A 17,972-nucleotide genomic window follows, 5' to 3' on the forward strand; every position below is an offset into this window, starting at 1 on the left:
ATGGGTATCGTTCTCGTAGACGGCCGGGAAGTAAGCGTGGGCGACCACGAGCGCTTAAACGGCATTCAGGCCGCCGAGCGCGCCGGCGTCGAGATTCCGCACTACTGCTGGCACGCGGGGCTGACGGTCGTGGCCAGTTGCCGGATGTGCCTGGTCGAGTCGGGCACGAAGAACCCCGATACCGGCGCCATTTCGATGATGCCCAAGCTGGTGCCCGCCTGCCAGACGCCCGCCAAAGACGGCACGGTGTTCGTCACCGATAGCGAGAACGTGCGCAAAGCCCGGGCCATGGTCGAAGAGGACCTGCTGATCGATCATCCGATCGACTGCCCGATCTGCGACAAGGCGGGGGAGTGCCGGCTGCAGGATTATCACTTCGAGCACGGGCAGAACGAGCGCCGCGCGGACATCCGCCCGTTCACCAGTCGCCGCCGCGACATGGGCGACACGGTCACGCTGTTCGTCGATCGTTGCGTGATGTGTACGCGGTGCGTGCGATTCACGCGCGAGATCAGCGGTACCAGCGAACTGATGGTGATCAACCGCGGCAGCCACGAAGAGATCGACGTTCTGGCCGGCTTTCCGCTGGACAACAAGCTCTCGGGCAACGTCGTCGACCTGTGCCCGGTGGGCGCGCTGGGAGACAAGGATTTCCTCTATCAGCAGCGCGTGTGGTTCCTCAAGCAACACGCGGGCGTGTGTACCGGTTGCTCGACCGGCTGCTCGATCACGGTTGAAGAGAATCAAGATCACGTGTGGCGGCTGAAGCCGCGCGAGAACCCACACGTCAACAAGTGGTGGATGTGCGACGATGGGCGCTACGGATACCACCACGTCCACAGCCCCGCGCGGCAAGTCGGCTTACGGAAGTTGGAAGACGAGGTTTACGCCAACATCGAGTGGGCGGCGCTTCCGGCCGAATTGCAAGCGAGCCTGGTCGCAGTGGGCCGATTGGCCGCGGTGTTATCTCCGCACTTGACGGTCGAAGAAGCCTACCTGCTGGCCAAGTACATTCGCGGCATTGATGCCGGCGCGGTGATCTCGGTCGGGCCGGTGCCGGTCGTCGGTGAGGAGGAAACGTTTAAGAACGGCTTCACGATTCGCGCTGAGAAGGCCCCCAATCGCCGCGGCGTGGAAGAGGTTGTCAAGCACTTTGGCGGTCACATGAAGTTCGAGGAGCTTCTTGCCACGCTCGACGGTGGCGAGATTCGCGCCGCATGGGTTACAGGCGGCTACCCCTCGGCCTGGCACGATGCCGAATTGGCTGAACGATTCTCCGATCTCGACGTGCTCGTCGTGCAGGATATGTTCGATTCGCCGTTGTGGAACCGGGCGACCTACCAGGTGCCCGGCGGTTCATTTGCTGAACGCGACGGCTCGTACGTCAATCACGCCGATCGCCTGCAGCACGCCCGCTGGGCCGTCCGCCCGCCGACCGGCGCGTGGGTCGAAGGGCCCTTGTATTGGCGGCTGCTGCAGCGCCCGGGCATGTACAACTCGCGCAAGGTGCTGGATGAAATTGCGGCCGAGATTCCGTATTTTGCCGTGGCCGCGGATGAGATTCCAGAAACCGGCGTCGATCTGAAGATCAACCAACTAGCCGCCGCACAGACTTAGGAGCGATTCGGACACCGACGAAACGTCAAACGCCAGACAGCGTCTCACCCCTCACCTAACCTCTCCCCTCAAGGGGAGAGGGATAAGAAGAGAGGCCCGCCGCTACAAAAAACGGACTGCCCCGCACGGATTACTGGTTACCGACTACCGACTACTGACTACTGACTACCGACTACTGACTACCGACTACTGACTACTGACGACTCTTACTGCCCACTGCCCTCTGCCGACTGCCCTCTCATTCATGACGTCCATCGAAATCACCATCGCGATCGTCAAGATTGCCTTGATGCTCTTTGCGCTGCTGACCGCCGCGGCGTACCTGGTGCTTTTGGAGCGCTGGATCGCGGCCTGGGTGCAGGACCGCATCGGCCCCAATCGCGTCGGCATCCCACTGACGAAGATCAAGATGTTCGGGCTTGGGCAGCCGTTGGCCGACGGCCTGAAGTTCATCTTCAAAGAAGAATACACGCCGGCCCACGTCGATCGGTTTCTCTACACGCTCGCGCCGATTTCGATCCTCGTGGCGGCGATTCTGCCTTTCGCCGTGATACCGTTCGGCAGCATGCTGCCGGCTTTCGACGTCGGCGGTGAGCCGATTCAGGTGCAATTGATCCTGGCACCGCAGATCGACGTGGCCATGATCTTCGTGTTCGCGATGGGGAGCGTGGCCGTGTACGGCGTGATCCTGGGCGCCTGGGCCAGCAATAACAAGTACAGCTTCCTGGGCGGGTTGCGCTCGAGCGCGCAGTTGATCGCCTATGAATTGCCGCTGGGGCTGGGCATCCTGGGCGTGGTGCTGGCCGCCGGATCGCTACGACTCGAGGACATTATCGAGCAGCAAGCCACGACCGGAACCTGGAACATCCTCATGCAGCCCTTGGGGTTTTTGGTGTTCCTGATCGCGTCGTTCGCCGAGAGCGCCCGGTTGCCGTTCGACCTGCCCGAGGCCGAGCAGGAATTGATCGGCGGTTACCACACCGAGTATTCGGGCCTGCGGCTGCTTTTGTATTTGATCGCTGAATTTCTGCACATGGTCACCGCGGCGTTCCTGATCACGATCTTGTTCTTCGGCGGCTGGCACCTGTGGGGCATCACCGGCAGCGGCGAAGATCCGGTCACCTGGGTCACGGCCTTGCTGCGCGTCATCGTGCTGTTGACGAAGGTGATGGGCGTGATCCTGTTCTTCATGCTGGTGCGGTGGAGCTGGCCGCGCTTCCGCTTCGACCAGCTGATGTCGCTGGCCTGGAAGGTGATGCTCCCCTTGGGCATGGTGAACCTGGTGATCGTGGCCGTGGTGTCGGAGTACCATCCACAGGTCTTGGGCGCGCTGGGCGGCAGCCAAACGGCGCTCGTGGCCGTGATGTGGGCCCTGGCGATCGCGGCGTGGTTGGTCGCCGGTTTCGTCGCCCCCTTGTCGACCGACAATCGTCCCCGCTTCGAGGCTGTCGACCGACTATGACGGATACGAAAAGCACAAACTGCCGGAGGGCCGCGCGATGAAGCCGAACGATCCGGCCGTGAAATGGGTCGAAGAGCCGCAGTTGGGGCTGGCGGGCAAGATGTATTTGCCGCTGTTCCTGCAGGGGCTCACGACGACCACGCGCCATCTGTTCTCGCCGAAGATCACGGTCAGCTTCCCGGAAGTGAAGCCGAAGATTCGCAATCCGCTCATCTATCGCGGCGTGCATCGCTTGAACAAGGACAGTCAGGGGCGCGTGAAGTGCGTGGCCTGCTTCCTGTGCGCCACGGCTTGCCCGGCGCATTGCATCGATATCGTGGCTTCGCCCAGCCCCTGGCCCGACCGCGAAAAGTACCCCGAGAGCTTCACGATCGACGAGCTGCGCTGCATTTACTGCGGCATGTGCGAAGAAGCCTGCCCGGTGGACGCGATCGAGCTGACCAGCTTGTTCGATCTGACGGGCCGCAGCCGCGAGGAAATGATCTTCGATAAAGAGAAGTTGCTCAGCGTGTTCGACCAGACCAAGGATGCCGAGCCGATGCAATCGACGGCCGTCGGAGGCACGCTGTGACGCAAGCGCAAAGCGTACTCCTGTTGGCCACGGTGCTGGCCGCCGCCGGGTTGTGGCTCCTCCTGCCGCGCGGTGGGCAGATCGGGCGCAAGCTGGGCATCGTGCTGGCCCTGGTCAGCTTGGGTCTGTTCGCGTCGCGATTGCCGCACCTGGCCAAGACTTCGATCGAAGAAATCGTCTTCTGGATGCTGGCGTCCGTGACGATCATCGCCGCCACCTGCGCCGTCACGCTTCGCAGCCCCGTGTACTGCGCCATCTGGTTTGCGATGACGCTCCTGGGCACCGCCGGACTGTTTTTGTTCCAGGGCGCGCAGTTTCTCGGCGTGGCGACGATCGTGGTGTACGCCGGCGCGATCCTGGTGACGTTCCTGTTCGTGCTGATGCTTGCGCAGCCGCAAGGGCACGCCTATTATGACCGCGTCAGTTGGGAGGCGCTCGTTTCGGCCGCCGTCGGCGCCGTGATGATCGGCATCCTGTCGATGGTCATTGGCGATGCCTTCTCGCCGCATGCTGCCGTCGCCGAAGACTCCGCGCAAGCCACGCCGGTTTACGAGTACCATCCCGGCATCGAAGATCCGATCGCGGGTCGTGACGTGCCGCAGCGCCAGGACGAAATTCTCTCGGACCGCCACATGGATCATCTGGGTGCACAGCTTTTCAGCCGGCACCTGATCGCCGTGGAAGTGGCGGGCACGATGCTCTTGGCCGCGCTGGTCGGCGCCGTGGCGATCGCCATTCAAAGCAAGCCCATGCCGCGCCCGGCAGGAGGATCGCGCCATGGGTGAGCTGCAACTTCTGCAAAGTTACCTGGTCGTGGGGGCGATGCTGTTTTCGATCGGCCTGGTTGGCGTGCTCACGCGGCGGAACATGATCATCATGTTCCTGGCCGTGGAAATGATGCTGCAAGGCGTCTCGATCAGCCTGGTCGCGTGGAGCCGGTTCCACAACGATTGGGGGGGCCAGATCCTGGTGATCTTTATTCTCACCGTGGCAGCTTGCGAAGCGGCGATTGCCCTGGTGCTGGTGCTGATGCTGTTCTATCGCAGCGGTCGGCTGGATATCGCTGCGTGGCAGCATTTGCGCGAATCGAACCAGGGGGCCTTCGTCGATGCCGAACTGCCCGAGGCCGAGGTGGAAGAACCGCAGTGGCCGGCCCTGACGCCCTCGGGCGTGGAACCGCCCGCGCCTGCCGAACCCGTGGTACACCGCACACATGTCTGAAGACGACAGAATCAAGACGTTGATGGTGCTGATCCCGGCGATGCCTCTGGCGTCGACGCTGATCACGGCCGCGCTTGGCCGCTCGGTGCTGCGCACGCGGGCCCACCTGCCGACAATCTTTGCGTTCGTCACGTCGTTCGTGCTAAGCCTGTTTTTGCTCTTGGATGTTCGCACGCGCGTCAACGACATGCACGCTGCCGAAGCAGCCGGCAAACCAACCGCGATCGGCGTCGAGGTGTGGCACACGCTGTGGACCTGGGCCTCGATCCCGGGCGAATACCATCGCACGGATGTTGACGTCGATGGCGGCCCGGCGCCGGCCGACGTGGCCGGGCACGATTTCGATTACGTGATCGACGTCACGCTGCGGGCCGATCCGCTCACGGCAATCATGCTGTGCATGGTAACGTTCGTCTCGTCGCTGGTGGCAATTTACGCCGCCGGCTACATGCACGACGATCGCGGCTACTGGCGATTCTTCACGTACGTTTCGCTGTTCGTGTTCTCGATGACGATGCTGGTTTCGGTCAGCAATTTCGTCTTGCTGTACGTGTTCTGGGAAGCGGTGGGGGTGTGCAGTTACCTGCTGGTCGGCTTCTGGTACGAGAAGCCCAGCGCCGCGGCCGCCGGTAAGAAGGCGTTCCTTGTGAATCGCGTGGGCGACTTTGGCTTCGCGATCGGCCTGTTCCTGATTTGGATCACCTACGGCACGCTGAACTTTCACGATACGCCGGCCGCCGACGGCACGGCCGCGGTTGCCGGCATCCTGGGACAAACCCGTCTGGCCGATCCGGCCTTGTATGTTGGTGGCGGCGTCGGCCTGGCGATTTGCCTGTGCTTGCTGACCGGGGCCTGCGGCAAAAGCGCGCAGTTTCCGCTGCACGTGTGGTTGCCCGACGCCATGGAGGGCCCCACGCCCGTCAGCGCCTTGATCCATGCCGCCACGATGGTCACGGCCGGCGTGTACATGATCGCTCGCTGTACGCCTTTGTTCGTTGCGGCGCCTGAGTCGCAGGAATTCGTGGCCGTCATTGGCGGATTTACGGCACTGCTGGCCGCGCTGATCGCCGTCACGCAAACCGATCTCAAGCGCGTGCTCGCCTATTCCACGATCAGCCAGTTGGGCTACATGTTCCTGGGATTGGGCGTCGGCACGCTGGCCGGGATTTCCGCCGGCATGTTCCACCTGTTCACGCACGCCTTCTTCAAGGCGCTCTTGTTCCTGGCCGCCGGTAGCGTCATGCACGCCATGGGGGGCGTGATCGACATGCGCCGCTTCAGCGGCCTGCGCCGCTTGATGCCCACCACGTTCTGGACCTTCTGGTTCGGGGCGCTGGCTTTGTCGGGCGTGTTCCCGTTCGCGGGCTTTTGGAGCAAGGACGCCATTATCGGCGCCGTGGGCGATCGCGGCGCGCACTCCGAACTGTATAGCGTGCTGTTTTGGGCGTCGCTGTTCACGGCCTTCTTGACGGCGTTCTATACGTTCCGCGGCTTGTTCCTGACGTTCTACGGCCGCGAGCGCGTTCCCCCCGAGGCCGGACATCATGCGCATGAATCTCCTTCGGTGATGACGTTCCCGTTGATGGTGCTGGCCGTTTGTGCGCTGGCCGTGGGGGCGGTGTTCGAGTGGCACCACGCGTTTGCCCACTTTCTGGGGAGCACGCCTTCGTTGGCGTACGCGGGCATTCAGCCATCGCCCGAAGTTCATGCACCGCACGAGCATGGCCATTTGGGGCTTGCGCTATTCAGCACCGTGGTCGCTCTGACGGGCGTAGGCCTGGCCGCCTACTTCTACTTGGGCGATCGCAAAGCCATTGATCGCTTGACCCGGCTGATGAAATCGCCGCTGGGGCTGAAGCTGTATCAACTTTCGTCCGGCAAGTTCTACATCGACGCGATCTACAACCTGTTCATCGTCTGGCCGCTGCGCACGCTGGCCGCGGTGAGCTCCTGGTTCGATCGCTGGGTCATCGACGGAATCGTGAATCTCTGCGGCCAGGTGCCGATCGTGGGCGGCGCGATCTTGCGTTCGCTGCAGTCGGGCATGGTGCAGTTTTACGCCCTGGTGATGGTGCTGGGGACCTTGGTATTGATCGGAACCTTGTTCCTCTGGCCGACAGGATGACGCGCGCGTGAACTGGTTGCTGGCTACTGTATTGCTGCCGCTTGCTGGAATTGCCCTGATCTGGGTGTTCGGCGATTCCTCGCGCGGGCCGGCACGCATGATCGCGCTTGTGACCAGCCTGGTCACGCTGCTCATGGCCGCGGGCATCGTCAAATCGTACGTCGACCATCACAATGCCGCGGCGGTGGAAGCAGCGGCGAACGAATCGATCGACATGTCCGATAGCTTTGCCGACAGCGGAAGCACCGCGCCCGTCGACCGCGGCGTGCCGTCGTTCGATCGGCCCTGGATCCACGCGTATGGCGTGGAAGTGCGATTTTCGCTGGCCCTCGACGGTCTGAGCGTGTGGCTCTTCGGGTTAAGCGCGCTCTTGGTGCTGACCAGCGTGCTTGTGAGTTGGGAGGCGATCGACGACCGGGCGCCGACCTTTTACGCGCTGTTGTTGCTGCTCGAAACCGGCATGCTGGGCGTCTTCGCGGCGCGTGACGTGATCCTGTTCTACGTCTTCTTCGAGTTCACGCTGATCCCACTCTTTTTCTTGATCGGTATCTGGGGTTACGAGGACCGCCGCTACGCCGCCATCAAATTCTTCGTCTTCACGCTGGCCGGCAGCTTGTTCACGTTCCTGGGCTTGCTGGCCATCGTGCTGTGGAACTTCTATCACGCCAGCCAAGGCGTGCTCGATTTCTCGTTCGACGGCGTGATGACGGCGCTGGCCGTCGACCCGATTCCAGAGTCGCTGCAGATCTGGATTTTCCTGGCACTGTTCGCCGGCTTTGCCGTGAAAGTGCCGCTCTTTCCGGTCCACACCTGGCTGCCACTGGCGCACACGCAAGCGCCTACGGCGGGCAGCGTGCTCCTGGCCGGCATTCTGCTCAAGGTCGGCTCCTACGGCTTTGTGCGCTTTAACCTGGCCATGCTTCCGGACGCCTCGATCGTCTGCATGCCGTGGCTGCTGGGCCTTTCGGCCGCTGGCATCGTGTACGGCGCGCTCGTGGCCCTGGCGCAAAGCGATATGAAACGCATGATCGCCTACTCCAGCGTCAGCCACTTGGGCTTTTGCATGTTGGGCGTTTTCTCGCTCAACCGCTTGGGCGTTCAGGGCGGTGTGCTGCAAATGATCAACCACGGCCTGTCGACCGGCGGGCTGTTCGCCATCATCGGCATGATGTACGAGCGCTACCACACCCGCGAGATCAGCGACTATGGAGGCTTGGCGCGGCGCACGCCGATTTTGGCCTTCTTCATGCTCGTGTTCACGTTCTCCAGCATCGGCGTGCCGGGCCTGAATGGCTTTTCCGGCGAGTTCTTGCTCCTCAGCGGTGCTTTTCAGCGCGGCTGGGCCGAGGCGCCGGCCGCCTGGTCTCTGGCCGGGCGCGTATTCTCCGTGGCCGCGGTGTCGGGCGTGATCCTGGGTGCCTGGTACATGCTGTGGCTCGTGCAGCGTGTGTTTTTTGGTCCGCTCCACGAGCCCGCGCACGAAGGCGCGCATCATGAAGTACACGATTTGAACTTCCGCGAGATTTGCGCCCTGGTGCCGCTCGTGGTGTTTGTTTTCTGGATCGGCCTGGTGCCGCAGCATTTCTTGCAGCCGATGGCGAACTCGCTCGATCCGGTGGCCGATAAGATCGCCGCCAAAATTGATGCGAACGACGCGCCCGAAAATCGTCCGCTGCTCGCCCGCGAGCACGCGGGTTCGATCGTGCGGAAGGAGGTGGCGCGTGTCGACTGAAACCGTTTTCTGCCTGATGCCCGAAATGGTGCTGGTGGCCGCCGCCACGCTGATTTTCCTGGCCGGTGTTTTTATCCCCGGCCGGGCCGTCTGGTCGGCGATTGCCGCGGGCGCCGTGGTGCTGGCCGGATGGATGCTCTACGGCCAGTACACGAATCTTTTCTGGGCCGGCGGCCATCCGGTGCGCGACGCGGCGGCGGCCGAGATGGAGCGAGCCGAGACGGGAGCACCTGCGCCTGAATACCCGGCCGAGCCGATCCTGTCGGTCGCCCTGGCGGGCCCGCTCAAGGTCGATCTGTTCAGCCAGTACGTGCGCTGGTTGGTGCTGGTCGTGGCGCTCGTGCTGGTGCTGATGTCGCTGCAACTCGCGCCCGACGTGCAAGTGCCAGAATACTTGGGCACGCTGCTCCTGGCGGTCGCCGGCATGATGATCGTCGCGTCGGCCCAGGAGCTGGTGCTCTTGTTCGTCGGGCTGGAGCTGATTTCGATTCCGACCTACATCCTGCTTTACCTGGGGCGTCGCACGGTCGAGTCACAGGAAGCGACGGCCAAGTACTTCTACCTCAGCATCCTGTCGTCGGCCATAACGTTGTACGGGTTCAGCTTCTTGTACGGAGCCGGCGGCTCGACCGAACTGGCGCGCATTCAGGAAGCTCTGGGCAACATCGACGAAACGAGTGGCATGCTGTGGTTCGCGCGGCTGGCGCTGGTGTTGATCTTCGCCGGCCTGTGCTTCAAGGTCACGGCCGTGCCGTTTCACTTTTACGCGCCGGACGTCTATCAGGGAACCACGGCCACGAACGCGACGGTGCTCTCGGTATTGCCGAAATTGGGCGGTCTGGTCGTGCTGGTGCGCATCGTGCTCGTGGCCATGCCGGGCTTTGAAACCTACGCCTGGCAGATCGCCCTGGTGCTGGCTCTGCTGACCATGACGCTCGGCAACGTCGTGGCCCTGTGGCAGGACAATGTGCGCCGGCTGTTGGCCTATTCGTCGATCGCCCACGGCGGCTACATGCTGATCGGCCTGGCGGTGGCGTTTGCGGCGGGCAGCGGGGCGGACGCGGCGACCGGCTTTGACGGCATCGGCGCCATGCTCTTCTACATCACCGTCTATGCACTGGCGACGGCCGGTGCCTTTGCCACGATTGTCTACCTGGGGCGCGATGATCGGCCGATCGAAAACGTCGATGAATTGGCCGGCGCGGCGCGGGCGTATCCGTGGGCCGGCATCTCGATGGCCATCTTCATGTTCAGCCTGACGGGCATTCCACCGCTGGCCGGCTTCTGGGGGAAGCTGAATCTTTTCGCGGGCGCCCTGAGCGTTCGTCCGCCGAACGCCGATGCTGCCGCCCCGCGCGAGTGGTTCTTGTTCCTGGCCGTGATCGGCGTGCTGAACGCCGCGATTTCGGCCGGCTACTATTTGCGCATCGTGGGCGTGATGTACTTCCGCAGTTCGTCGCGTGAGCTGAAAGCGCAAGCCGCTTGGGGCCCGGGCGCGGCCATGCTTCTGTGCGCGGCGCTGGTGGTCCTGGTGGGCCTGCAACCCAATCCCGTGCAAGTGGGCGCCAATGCCGCGGCCCAATCGGCCCGATTGCCGGGGACGCCCTTTGCGGCGCCGGTGGCGGCGACGGGCAATGCCGATGCCGCCGAATACACATCAAGTGTCGCGGCAGCGGCGGCTGGGCAGTAGCGCTCGTTCGACCGCGGCCACGGCCGCGCGCTGTACCTGGCGTCCGAGACCCCGCAACTTCGGCTGCTCGTCACTCCGAGGAAGGGGACGTTCCCGCGGGCCGAATGCGGTCAGGGTCCGTGCGCCAGATCATGTACGAGTAAACGACGAGCCACACGAGCATCAAGATCCCGACGCCGATCACAACGATAAGAGATGTCGGGCCGGGAATGAATCCTACGGCGATCAACATCAGGCCCAGAATGATGAACAACCGGCCGGCCAGTCGATGAGTCTTGTTCCAGGACTCCCGGCTCGAGAGCGTCCATGGCGTGCGCACGCCGACGAACCAGTTCGGGCGAATCTTGCCGGCCACGTTGCCGAGCACGCAGAACACGATGCCAACAGCCGCCGGAGTGAGTAACTGCATATCGACACGAAAGCCGAAGCCGGCTAGGAGCATGCACGCATAGAAGAAGGCCAGCATCGCCAGGATTGCCGTACGAATCAGCGCATAGGTCTTGGCGAAGCTTTCGTAATTCGCGCGGCCGGGGTCGATGCGCGGGAGGAAGAGCAACAGCAAGTAGATGCCCGCTGCGACAATTGGCATCACGAACAGCGCTTCGAATCTGCCGCCGTAGCGATCGACTTCGCCGGCGAGGTTCCAGTGAACTGGAAGACGCTCCGGCGCAAGCGGCCAGACAGCTACGGCCACGGCCAACATCGCCAAAATCACGACGAGTTGCGGGATTTCCCGGCGGTAACTGGTTTGCATGGGGAGGCCTTCTTTCGCTGACTGCCGACGTTAAAAATCTCGAGCACGGCCGCGACCGTTTCGTCGACGACCGACATGTTCAGACTGTAGACGATCGTGGTGCCCCGTTTCTCGGCCAGAATCAACCCTGCGTGCTTTAGAACGGTGAAATGTCCGGAGAGCGTCGATCGCGCGAGCGGGAACCGGTCGGCAATTTCGCCGGCCGTCATATCGCGTCGCCGCAAGAGGCGAAGAATCTCGCGACGCGTCGGATCTACGAGGGCCTGAAATGCTTCGTTCATCGAGAAAGGACCTGAGCGCCTATATGTCGGTATTTCGCCAACTACCGAAATTATAGCCCGCCGATACGTCGCCGTCGAGTGGGGGCCCGTATTTGCCGGGTAGATATTTGGATTCTCAGCGAACTTTCGCCGGGGGCCACTTGTCCGTCGTTCGCCCGGAGGAGGATACTTAGAGGCGTCTTGCAGCCGTTGCTCTTTGCGAAGGAGCCTTTCCCTGAGACCGCCGACTTTCCAGGATGTACTGGCCGCGCAAGAGCGCATTCGGCCGTACCTCGCGCCCACGCCGTTCTATTCCTACCCGGCGATGAATGAGCTGTTGGGCGCGACCGCATTCATCAAGCACGAGAACTATCAGCCGGTCGGCGCCTTCAAGGTGCGCGGCGGGGTGAATCTCGTCTCGCAGCTTTCGGACGAGGAGGGCAAGCGCGGGCTGATCGCGGTCTCCAGCGGCAACCATGGACAATCCGTGGCCTACGCGGCGCGGCTGTTCGGCGTCAGCGCGCGCATCGTCGTCCCGCGCGAGGCTAACCCCGGCAAGGTCGCGGCCATGCAAGGCATGGGGGCCGAGGTGATTTTTCACGGCGCCAATTTCGACGAGGCACGGGCGCATTGCGAGGCCCTCGCGCGCGAGCATGGCTATCGCTACGTCCATTCCGGCGACGAACCGCTGTTGATCGCGGGCGTGGCGACCGAAACGCTCGAGATGCTGTCGGACCAGCCCGATCTGGCGGCGATCTTCGTCCCCATTGGCGGCGGCAGCGGCGCGGCGGGCGCGGCGCTCGTGGCACGCGAGCTCGCCCCGGCTTGTCGCGTCGTCGGCGTGCAGGCCGAACGCTCGCCGGCGGCGTATCACTCGTGGCGCGAGCGACGAATCGCCGAAGCGCCGAACCAGACGTTCGCCGAAGGGCTCGGCACCGGCGCCGGCTTCGCGCTGCCACAAGCCATGCTGTGGGAGATGCTCAAAGAGTTCTTGCTCGTCACGGACGACGAGATTCGCCAGGCCATGCTGTGGATGATCGAGCGCGCGCACACGCTGGCCGAAGGAGCCGGCGCCGCGGCCTTGGCAGCGGCCTACCGCCTGCGCCACGAGTTCGCCGGCCAGAAAATCGGTGTGATCTGCTCGGGCGGCAACACGTCGCTGGCCCATTTGCGCGAAGCGCTTGGTTAGTCGGCAGAGGGCAGAGAGTAGAGGGCAGTAGGCAGAGGGCAGTAAGAAACGCGGAATGCCTCCGCAGATTTCACAGATTCCGCAGATGAATTCCGAAGCCGGATAAGCTCATTCCGAAATTGCTCATCGAATCTGTGGCATCCGTGGATGTTTTCCATGCTTGCCGCCGCGAGGCCCACACCGTGCCTTGCCGTGCAGTAGAATTGGTCGAAGCCCATGCCCCACCTCGGCAATCATTCGCCCACCGGAGTCATCTGCCATGATGCGACGTTCGTCAAGGCTGTGTGCGGCGCTGGTCATCTTATGGTCGGCCGCAAGTTGGTCAGTCCCCTTGCACGCCGCGGTGCCCGACGGCGCCATCGCCAAGATCGACGCGATCGTCCAGGAGGGGCTCGACAAGAAGATCGCCTCGTACGCCGTGGGCGTGATGAAAGACGGTCGGCTGGTTCTCGCCCGCGGGTATGGCTATGCCGACGTCGAGAACGGCGTCCCGGCCACGGCCGAAACCGTGTATCGCCTGGGCTCGATCACCAAGCAGTTCACCTCCATGGCCATCATGCAACTGGCCGAGGCGGGCAAGCTGTCGATCGACGACGAGCTGACCAGGTTCCTGCCCGACTATCCCGTGCAAGATCACAAGGTCACGATTCAGCATCTGTTGAATCACACTTCGGGCATCAAGAGTTATACGAGCTTGCCGAATTTCTTTCGCACGGCACGGCAGGATCTGTCGCACGACGAAATGCTGGCGCTGTTCAAAGAGCACCCCTTCGATTTTTCGCCGGGCGAAAAGTTCCAGTACAACAATTCCGGCTATTACCTGCTGGGGGTCGTGATCGAAAAGGCCAGCGGACAGTCGTACGCCGATTATCTGGAAGAACACATCTTCAAGCCCTTGGGTATGCACGCCACGCGCTACGGCGACATGCGTCCCGTCATTCCCCGCCGGGCAATGGCCTACAAGCGCGAGCGCGGCCAGTTGATCAACGATGCGCCGATCAGCATGACGGCGCCGGGCGCCGCCGGAGCACTCGTTTCGAACGTCCTGGACCTGCTCAAGTGGCATCAGGCACTCGAGGCGGGCGACTTCATCACGCCTGCTTCGTACGAAGCGCTGTACCGGCCGACGACGCTACCCGACGGCAAGGTCCAGAAGTACGGTTACGGTTGGGGCGTGGGCGAAATGTCGGGGCATCGCAAGCTGAGCCACGGCGGGGGGATCAACGGCTTTTCGACCATGATTGGCCGCTATCCGGACGATCGCCTGGCCGTGATCGTGCTGGCCAATACGGCCGGGGCGCCGGCCGGAGGGATCGAAAGTCGCATCGCCAAGGTTATGCTGGGAATTGAAGATCCACCGGTCGAGGATCGCCCGACCGACGCCGCGCTCGTCGCGCCCTTGGCGGGCACGTACGACTTGGAAGGGGATAAGCTGGAAGTTATCGCCGAGGATGGCAAGTTGTACGTACAAGCGCCGCGTCAGCCGCGCGATCGCTTGAAGTACCAGGGCGACCTGAAGTTCGTCGCCTCGGCCAACGAGGAAGTCCGCTTTGCGTTCAAGGTCGCTGACGACCGAGTGACCGCGATCGATGTCGACCTGTCCGGCCAAAGCCTGACGGCAAAACCAATTTCCGACGAAAAAAAATAGTCGGCAAGCCTTTTCACGCGGCGTTCCTTCTCGCATGGCACTTCGCACCGTCGCCGCCGACCTGGTTCGACTGTTGGACGCGGCCGCGGGCCCCGTCTACGTGCTGGACGATCAGCGGCGCATCCTGTTCGTCAACGATGCCTGCGCCGCCTGGGCCGGCTGCGCGGCGGGAGAGCTGGTCGGGCAGGAATCTCGCTATCATTCGAGCGGTGAAGTGACCGGCCCGGCCGCAATCGCGGCCGCCCTGGCGCCACCGCCGGAAGTGTGGACCGGCCAGCGCGCCAGGGCCGTGGTGTCGCTGGCCGGCGCGAGTGGCAACGTCGTCGCGCGACACGTCGATTTCGTGCCGTTGGGAACGGACGTGCTCGACATGGCGGGTGTGATCGGCTTTGGCTCGCCGCACGAGGCTAACCAGGGCACCCTCGAAGGCAGTCTTGCTACTGACGAATCGCCGCGCGCTTTGCACGAACGATTGGCCCATTGGCGCCGCAAACTGGCCGGGCAGTATCATATCGACCGATTGCTGGGCGAAAACGCGGCCATCCGGCAAGTGCGCAAGCAAGTCGAACTGGCGGCCGCGAGCACGGCCAGCGTCTCGATCGTCGGGCCGCCGGGCAGCGGCCGGCAACACGCAGCCCGGGCGATTCATTATGGCCGCGCCGCACAAACGGCAGGCCCGCTTGTACCACTGGCCTGTCCGCTCTTGTCGGCGAACTTGCTGGAAACGACGTTGCGGGCGCTTGCGCGCTCCGGCGCTGCGGTGACCGGCCGGCCGGGAACCCTGTGGCTGTGCGACGTGGAAGACCTGGACGACGAAGTGCAGCAGCAGCTTGTTCGCGAGTTGGCTGGTAAGCGAACGTTTCGGATGATTGCCACCTCGCGCGAGCCACTTACCGCATTGGCCGCGGCTGGTAAGTTTCGCGCGGACCTGGCTTGTGCCCTGGCGACGATCGAAATCCGCCTCCCTCCGCTTGCCGGACGAATCGAGGATCTGCCGCTACTGGCGCAGTTGTTCGTCGAGGAGCAAAATCGGCAAGGGACGAAACAATTGGCTGGCCTATCGCCCGAGGCACTGGATCGGCTGGCGATCTACCCGTGGCCTGGCAATATCGAGGAACTGGCCGAGGTGATCGCCGCGGCGCACCAGTCGGCCGAGGGGCCGCGCATCGTGCCAGCGGACTTGCCCGCCAAGATTCAGTATTCGCTCGACGCGGCGGCCCGGCCGCGCCGCGTCGAAGAGACGATCGTGCTCGAGGATTTTCTCGCCCGCATCGAGGAAGAGCTGATCCGCCGGGCCATGGCACAGGCCAAGGGGAACAAGACCAAGGCCGCACGGCTGTTGGGCATGACGCGGCCCCGGCTTTATCGCCGGCTGGTGCAGTTGGGCCTCGAGGAAGCCGAGGAAGAGACGTAGCCGCGAAAGTCGTGTCGCCGGGGTCTGCGACCCCCGGCGGACACCAAAGGACGATTCACCGACCTCACAGAGGCCGGCTACAGAAGAACACCCGACCGTGGCCCGCGACCAATCGATCTGCTACGCTTTTACGTCGGGATTGCGATTCGTGCCGACCGTGGCATGCGGCACGCCTTGGACTTCTAAATCATTCGCGTCGATGACCGAACCGAATCAACAAATCCGTTGCCGCGGGGTGCGCGGGGCCACGACCGCCGACGGCAATACGCGCGAAGAAATCCTGCAGGCCACACGGCAATTGCTGGCGCTGATGATCCGCCAAAACGGTATCGACCCGGCCGACGTCGCCAGCGCAATCTTCACGACCACGGTCGACCTGGATGCCGAGTTTCCGGCGCTCGCGGCCCGGCAGTTGGGCTGGCTGGATGTGGCGCTATTGTGCAATCACGAGCTCGACGTGCCCGGCTCGTTGCGCAAGTGCATTCGCGTGATGTTGCACTGGAACACGGCCAAGCCGGCCAGCGAGATCGTACACGTGTACGTGAAAGGGGCCAGCGTCTTAAGGCCCGACTTATGCCGGCTGCCCCCCGTCGATTGGGACGAGTTGGAGACTTGGATCGACGAAGAGCTGGCCGTGCAGGCCCGCCATCGCCAGGAGCGCCCGCAGTGAATTGGGGCGCTCAGGCCGGAGACGGCCACAATGCGGGTTGATCTCGCCGGCAAGACGGCCATCGTGACCGGCGGCGCGCAAGGGATCGGCCGCGCGATCGTCGAGCAACTAGCGGCAAACGGCGCCGCGGTGGCCCTCATCGACCTGGCCGCTGACGCAGCGCAACAGACCGCGGCCGAGTTGGTGGCCCATGGCCACCGGGTGGCGGCGTTCGTGGCCGACGTGGCCGACGAGCGCGCGATGCAAGAAGTCGCAGCCAAGATCGTCGGCGAGTTCGGCCGCATGGATATCCTGATCAACAATGCCGGCATCAACACGGTCAAGGATCGGGTGCCGATCGACGGGTATCACCGCGAGGATTGGGATCGGATTTTGCGCGTCGACCTGACCGGCGTGTTCGTCACTTCGCAAGTCGTGATCCCGCGCATCGAGGCGGCCGGCGGAGGTCGGATCGTGAATATCGCGTCGGTCGCCGGGCTCGTGCCCTTGCGGCTGCAAAGCGCCTTCGTCGCGGCCAAGGCCGGCGTGGTGAATCTCACGCGGTCGATGGCGCTGGAGCTCGCGCCGCGCGGCATCCTGGTGAATTGCGTGGCGCCAGGGTCGGTCCTCACGCAAGGGACGCGGGCTTTGTTCTATGGCGCGGACGGTACTTATTCGGAGCGCGCCGCCAGCCTGGTTGCGCACATCCCGGTCGGTCGACCGGGCACGCCTGAAGAGATTGCCCACGCGGTGCTCTTTCTGGTTGCACCCGAGGCGAGCTACGTGAACGGTGCGGTGCTGACCGTCGATGGCGGCTGGACGGCCGGCTATCATCGCGAGTGGTAAACCGTCATGGCGCGCCGAAGTCACTTTAGCGCGCGGAGAAGATAGCGATCGAGTGCCCTGCTTTTTCGCGGTACGCGAATCAGCATGCTCCGTTTGCGCGAATCGTGGACGTAGTCGATTCCCGAAAATCCAAGAGCCCCAATCATCATGGCCGAGATCAAGCTCTATCAGGGCTACCCGCCGAATAGCGGCCGCATTCCCAAGCCCGACACGCCGGTGCAGCCCAACATCGTCACGGTGAAAAACGGCCGGCCCGTGAAATATCCTGGCTGCGAAGGGATCGGGGTGCGCGTGGTGCACCCCTCGAACCCGGAAGCGCCGGCGGAAAATTTCGGCCAGGTGATATTCTTCGTCCCACCCCACGTGGTACTGCCGGCCAATAGCCATGAAAGCGAAGAGAGCTACTACATCCTGCGCGGCCGGGGCGTGATGAAGTTGGCTGGGCGGCGCGTGGACGTCGAGCCGGGCATGTTCATTCATTTGCCGCCGTGGTGCGAGCACGGCATCGAGAACACCGGCGACGAGAGCCTGGACGTGCTGATCACGACCGCGCCACCTCATCCGTAACGATTAGGGAACCTTGGTGAACCCGACAGCCCCCAAGCGCTGCCGAGGATGGTGGGTGCGGGGCGACGATCATGGGCGTGGCTCGTAATACGCCAGAATGTCGGCACGAATCTCTGGCGAAAAGCTTGCTTGCGAGAGAATTTGCTGCCATCATCGTAGCCCAGGCGCGGATGCCGGTCTTGGGCAAGGCCGACCGCGCCCGCACACCTAATACGCCGCGCTTGGCC

Annotated in this window: 16 protein-coding genes; 14 read left to right on the top strand and 2 right to left on the bottom strand. The window is 63.4% G+C overall.

Annotation, left to right across the window (positions count from 1 at the left end; genetic code table 11):
- The 8 genes from VHD36_07040 to VHD36_07075 all read left to right on the top strand — a co-directional run.
- A partial coding sequence (locus tag VHD36_07040; protein HVU87058.1) for a 2Fe-2S iron-sulfur cluster-binding protein occupies nt 1-1,617 on the top strand: 1,617 nt, incomplete at its 5' end.
- Between the two features lie 244 nt (nt 1,618-1,861).
- On the top strand, nt 1,862-3,079 hold the full coding sequence (gene nuoH, locus VHD36_07045) for an NADH-quinone oxidoreductase subunit NuoH (protein HVU87059.1): 1,218 nt from the start codon (nt 1,862-1,864) through the stop codon (nt 3,077-3,079).
- Between the two features lie 37 nt (nt 3,080-3,116).
- Complete coding sequence (locus tag VHD36_07050) at nt 3,117-3,650, top strand: NADH-quinone oxidoreductase subunit I (protein ID HVU87060.1); 534 nt, start codon at nt 3,117-3,119, stop codon at nt 3,648-3,650.
- On the top strand, nt 3,647-4,435 hold the full coding sequence (locus VHD36_07055; GenBank protein HVU87061.1) for an NADH-quinone oxidoreductase subunit J: 789 nt from the start codon (nt 3,647-3,649) through the stop codon (nt 4,433-4,435). The genes VHD36_07050 and VHD36_07055 overlap by 4 nt, the downstream gene beginning before the upstream one ends.
- On the top strand, nt 4,428-4,871 hold the full coding sequence (gene nuoK, locus VHD36_07060) for an NADH-quinone oxidoreductase subunit NuoK (GenBank protein ID HVU87062.1): 444 nt from the start codon (nt 4,428-4,430) through the stop codon (nt 4,869-4,871). Before VHD36_07055 ends, nuoK begins: the two co-directional genes overlap by 8 nt.
- Entirely contained in the window at nt 4,864-6,996 is a 2,133-nt protein-coding gene (gene nuoL / locus VHD36_07065; GenBank protein ID HVU87063.1) for an NADH-quinone oxidoreductase subunit L, read from the top strand. The genes nuoK and nuoL overlap by 8 nt, the downstream gene beginning before the upstream one ends.
- 7 nt (nt 6,997-7,003) lie before the next feature.
- The gene (locus tag VHD36_07070) at nt 7,004-8,728 is read left to right on the top strand and encodes an NADH-quinone oxidoreductase subunit M (protein HVU87064.1); all 1,725 of its coding nucleotides are present in this window, start codon (nt 7,004-7,006) and stop codon (nt 8,726-8,728) included.
- A complete protein-coding gene (locus VHD36_07075; protein ID HVU87065.1) occupies nt 8,718-10,418 on the top strand; it encodes an NADH-quinone oxidoreductase subunit N in 1,701 nt (566 codons plus the stop codon). Before VHD36_07070 ends, VHD36_07075 begins: the two co-directional genes overlap by 11 nt.
- Before the next feature lie 70 nt (nt 10,419-10,488).
- Here VHD36_07075 and VHD36_07080 read toward each other — a convergent pair whose 3' ends face one another.
- Nucleotides 10,489-11,172, bottom strand: a complete 684-nt coding sequence (locus VHD36_07080) for an SdpI family protein (protein ID HVU87066.1) — start codon at nt 11,170-11,172, stop codon at nt 10,489-10,491.
- On the bottom strand, nt 11,130-11,453 hold the full coding sequence (locus VHD36_07085; GenBank protein ID HVU87067.1) for an autorepressor SdpR family transcription factor: 324 nt from the start codon (nt 11,451-11,453) through the stop codon (nt 11,130-11,132). Before VHD36_07085 ends, VHD36_07080 begins: the two co-directional genes overlap by 43 nt.
- Nucleotides 11,454-11,649: 196 nt before the next feature.
- On the opposite strand from VHD36_07085, the gene VHD36_07090 reads away from it, so the two are divergent.
- From VHD36_07090 to VHD36_07115, 6 genes are all read left to right on the top strand, one after another.
- Nucleotides 11,650-12,621, top strand: coding sequence for a pyridoxal-phosphate dependent enzyme (locus VHD36_07090; GenBank protein ID HVU87068.1), 972 nt, complete (start codon nt 11,650-11,652; stop codon nt 12,619-12,621).
- Between the two features lie 259 nt (nt 12,622-12,880).
- Complete coding sequence (locus tag VHD36_07095; protein HVU87069.1) at nt 12,881-14,269, top strand: serine hydrolase domain-containing protein; 1,389 nt, start codon at nt 12,881-12,883, stop codon at nt 14,267-14,269.
- 34 nt (nt 14,270-14,303) lie between these two features.
- Nucleotides 14,304-15,683, top strand: a complete 1,380-nt coding sequence (locus VHD36_07100; GenBank protein HVU87070.1) for a sigma 54-interacting transcriptional regulator — start codon at nt 14,304-14,306, stop codon at nt 15,681-15,683.
- A gap of 97 nt (nt 15,684-15,780) precedes the next feature.
- Complete coding sequence (gene aroH / locus VHD36_07105; GenBank protein HVU87071.1) at nt 15,781-16,353, top strand: chorismate mutase; 573 nt, start codon at nt 15,781-15,783, stop codon at nt 16,351-16,353.
- 30 nt (nt 16,354-16,383) lie between these two features.
- Entirely contained in the window at nt 16,384-17,178 is a 795-nt protein-coding gene (locus VHD36_07110; protein HVU87072.1) for a glucose 1-dehydrogenase, read from the top strand.
- A gap of 147 nt (nt 17,179-17,325) precedes the next feature.
- Nucleotides 17,326-17,745 (top strand): cupin domain-containing protein, encoded by a 420-nt coding sequence (locus VHD36_07115; protein ID HVU87073.1) that lies wholly within the window; start codon nt 17,326-17,328, stop codon nt 17,743-17,745.
- Nucleotides 17,746-17,972: the final 227 nt, after the last annotated feature.

This window comes from Pirellulales bacterium, assembly GCA_035546535.1.
GTDB lineage: Bacteria > Planctomycetota > Planctomycetia > Pirellulales > JACPPG01 > JACPPG01.